Origin of the sequence: Oceanicaulis sp. UBA6590, from assembly GCF_002433705.1 — a bacterium.
In the GTDB taxonomy this organism is placed as follows: Bacteria; Pseudomonadota; Alphaproteobacteria; order Caulobacterales; family Maricaulaceae; genus Oceanicaulis.
In genome coordinates this window covers 3,867-7,071 of sequence record NZ_DJIQ01000021.1, presented here as the reverse complement: position 1 = coordinate 7,071, position 3,205 = coordinate 3,867, and the positions used below count along the sequence as shown (strand labels likewise).

The 3,205-nt window shown below is 64.5% G+C and carries 4 protein-coding genes and 1 pseudogene; 1 reads left to right on the top strand and 4 read right to left on the bottom strand.

The genetic code is table 11. The annotated features are described in order from the left end of the window. Nucleotides 1-91 (top strand): annotated as a pseudogene (locus B2Z70_RS15415) (S-formylglutathione hydrolase); the annotation flags it as partial. On the opposite strand, the gene B2Z70_RS03815 reads toward B2Z70_RS15415, so the two are convergent. From B2Z70_RS03815 to B2Z70_RS03800, 4 genes are all read right to left on the bottom strand, one after another. Next, nucleotides 92-910, bottom strand: coding sequence for a TIGR00282 family metallophosphoesterase (locus tag B2Z70_RS03815; protein ID WP_009801899.1), 819 nt, complete (start codon nt 908-910; stop codon nt 92-94). Nucleotides 911-986: 76 nt separating this feature from the next. After that, nucleotides 987-1,763 carry a ferredoxin--NADP reductase gene (locus tag B2Z70_RS03810; RefSeq protein WP_009801900.1) on the bottom strand — a complete coding sequence of 259 codons (777 nt, stop codon included), beginning with the start codon at nt 1,761-1,763 and terminating at the stop codon, nt 987-989. A gap of 101 nt (nt 1,764-1,864) precedes the next feature. Continuing rightward, entirely contained in the window at nt 1,865-2,653 is a 789-nt protein-coding gene (locus B2Z70_RS03805; RefSeq protein WP_292981180.1) for a hypothetical protein, read from the bottom strand. Nucleotides 2,654-2,743: 90 nt separating this feature from the next. Next, nucleotides 2,744-3,205: 5-formyltetrahydrofolate cyclo-ligase (locus B2Z70_RS03800; protein ID WP_292981177.1), on the bottom strand; the 462-nt coding region annotated here is incomplete at its 5' end.

The following is a 3,205-nucleotide window of genomic DNA, read 5'->3' as shown; positions in this document are numbered from 1 at the left end:
GCTTCACCGTCAGGACGGCTATGATCACAGCTATTTCTTCATCGCCACCTTCATGGAAGACCATTTGCGGTGGCTGAGCGAGCGGCTCTGATCAGACTTCGGGGATAATCTCTGCGAGCTGACCGCCCACGCGGATCGGCTCGCAGCGCACCGCCAGCCCTGTCGCGTCATCGGTCTCCACATAGAGCCCGCACACCGTCGCCTCGCCCGAAGCCGGGGTGAAACGGCCTGAGCGCATATGGGTGACGAAGCGATTGATCGGCTCGTCCTTCACCATGCCGATGACGGAATCATAATCCCCGCACATGCCCGCATCGGTCTGATAGGCCGTGCCCTTGGGCAGGATGCGATGGTCAGCGGTGGGGACGTGTGTATGCGTGCCGACGACCAGGCTGGCGCGGCCGTCGCAATAATTGCCCAGCGCCACCTTCTCGCTGGTCGCCTCGCCATGCATGTCCACGATGATGGCGTCCGCGACTGCGCCGAGCGGGCAGGATTCGATCTCGTGATTGACCGAGGCGAACGGATCTTCCAGCGGCTGCATGAACAGGCGCAGCATCACATTCATCACCAGAACCCGGCGACCATCGGGCAGGTCATATAGCCCCGCTCCGCGCCCCGGCGCCGTGCCCTCGCGATAATTCACCGGACGCAGCAGACGCGGTTCGCGCTCGATATGCGACAGGGTTTCAGACTGGTCCCAGGCATGATTGCCGAGCGTCAGCACATCCGCGCCCGCATCATACATCTCGTTGGCGGTCTTCTCGGTGATGCCGAAGCCGCCCGCCGCGTTCTCTGCGTTCACGACAACGAAGTCGAGCTGCAGCCGCTTGCGCAGATCCGGCAGCGCATCGCACAGCCCGTCCCGGCCCGACTTGCCGACCACATCGCCAAAAAACGCAATACGCATGAGCTCGCCTTCACTTCGCTAGGGGAGCGGATATAGGCGAAACGGTCCGCTTAGGCTAGCGAGCCCCTGTTCAGGCTCAGCCCACAAATGACTTCTCGACCACATACTGGGCCGGGCGGGCGTTGGAGCCTTCCTTCAGGCCTGCCTGCTCGCAGCGTTGCTTGCAGGATTCCAGCATGTCCATGGAGCCGCAGATCATCACCCGATCGGTTTCGGGGTTGAGCGGGGGAATGCCCAGCTCTTCATAGATGACGCCGTCATCCATCAACTGGGTGATGCGGCCCTTGCGCTCGAACTCCTCGCGGGTGACGGACGGGTAATAGACCAGCTTGTCGCCCACGAACTCGCCCACCAGCGGATCCTCGCGCACGGTCTCGACCAACTCCTTGCCATAGGTCAGCTCGGCGACCTCGCGGCAGGTATGGGTCAGGATCACCTGATCAAAGCGCTCATAGGTCTCCGGATCGCGGATGACCGAGGCGAAGGGCGCAATGCCGGTGCCGGTGGACAGAAGATAAAGCCGCTTGCCCGGCTCCAGAGCATCGAGCACGAGCGTGCCGACAGACTTCTTGCCCATCAGGATCGTGTCCCCGGGCTCGATATGCTGGAGCTGGCTCGTCAGCGGGCCATCAGGCACCTTGATCGAGTAGAAGTCGAGCTCCTCATCCCAGCTCGGACTGGCGATGGAATAGGCGCGCAGCAGCGGCTTGCCGTCGACCATCAGGCCGATCATGACGAACTCGCCCGAGCGGAAGCGGAAGCTCTGCGGGCGGGTCACCCGGAATGAAAACAGACGGTCGGTGTAATGCCGCACCGCAATGACGGTCTCTTCCGTAAACGCGCCCATCGCCATCTCGCTTTCTGAAGTTGATAAGTGAGGGCGTTCTAGGCCGCGGCTGGCTTCTTGCCAATGGTTCGCACTGCGGCGCGCGGTCACGCCTTCAAAAGCACGGATCAGTCGCCGAAGCCCGGATCGCGAACCTTGTCTGACACCGGCAGCTGGCCGAAGACCGAATGCACGCCGGAGACATAATGGGGCTGGTTGTTATTGACCTGCCCGGGCAGGGCGAAGGAGCCCAGATTGACGGTGGAGCCGCCTGCGTAACCCAGCGTTTCGATGGGTCCGAAGGCGCTCTCGATCTTGGCGATCTCTTCAGCGCTGGCAAAGGCGGCGTAGCCATTGGGGTCGGTTTGCGCTGCGCGATCGCAGCCGGCCGCTGCACGGGTGTGTTCAGACCCGCCCGCACACAGAAGGCCGCGCAAGGCGCCTGCGGTGCGTTCACTGACCTGAAGGCCCGCATCGGGCGCCCAGCCCGCTTCGCCGCCCTCGGCGGTCAGGACCTGCGTCGGGCCGGCAGGCGCAGCGGCGGCAGGTTCTGAAGCGCTCGCGGCCGGGGCAGAAGGCGCGGGCTGCGCCTCGATGACGGGGTCCACCGGAGACGGCTCGATGCGCTCCTGCGGAGCCGGATCGGCGACTGGCGGCGTCTCGATCACTGTCTCCTCGGCCGGTTCAACAGTCGCCTCGACCTCCACAGGCGTGAACAGGGTGACGTTCAGCGTGCGATTGGTGAGCGGCGCAGCATTGGGCTGGCTGTGCATGAACCACAGCGCCGCCGCACCCAGACCCACATGCAGGACGAGCGCCGCCCCGCCCGACGACCATTTCAGGCCTGTCGGGCTGAACCGAGACGAGAGCGCGTCCAGAGTCAGCGCCCAGCGTTGAGAAGGTGCGATCGCGTGCATGATATCCGTCAATGAGCCTGGCGCGCAGTCAGCCAGCCCCCGGGTCAGGGGTCAACGACATGACGCTCAGCTTGCCGTTTTGTAATCGGATCAGGCGCTGATCTCGTAGGCGCCCTGCTCGGTCACCACCCAGTCCATGTGCACATCATGGCTCTCGGCCGGGACCTTGTTCAGGCGCTGCGCCTCGTATGCCAGCCCCACCACCGTCAGCGGGCCCTGAGCCTTCAGCGCCTCCAGCGTGCGATCATAGAACCCGCCGCCATAGCCGAGCCGGCGTCCCTTGAGATCAAAACCGACCAGCGGGACCAGCACCAGGCTGGGCGTCAGCTCAGGATGGGTTGCGGCCGGCTCGCGCGTGCCGAACGCGCCCGGCTCCAGGAGCTGGTCCAGCGTCCAGCTGCGGAAGATCAAAGGCTGGTCCTTCGCAACGACGCACGGCAAGGCGATGCGCGCCTGTTCCAGCGCAAAGGTCTCAAGAAGCGGGAGAGGATCGATCTCGTCCCCGATGGCGGCATAGCCCGCCACCACCTGGCGCACTTTCGGCCAGAGCCG

Coding starts and splice junctions, on each gene's coding strand:
- B2Z70_RS03815 (WP_009801899.1), bottom strand. CDS start 910: ATGCGTATTGCGTTTTTTGGCGATGTGGTCGGCAAGTCGGGCCGGGAC.
- B2Z70_RS03810 (WP_009801900.1), bottom strand. CDS start 1,763: ATGGCGATGGGCGCGTTTACGGAAGAGACCGTCATTGCGGTGCGGCAT.
- B2Z70_RS03805 (WP_292981180.1), bottom strand. CDS start 2,653: ATGCACGCGATCGCACCTTCTCAACGCTGGGCGCTGACTCTGGACGCG.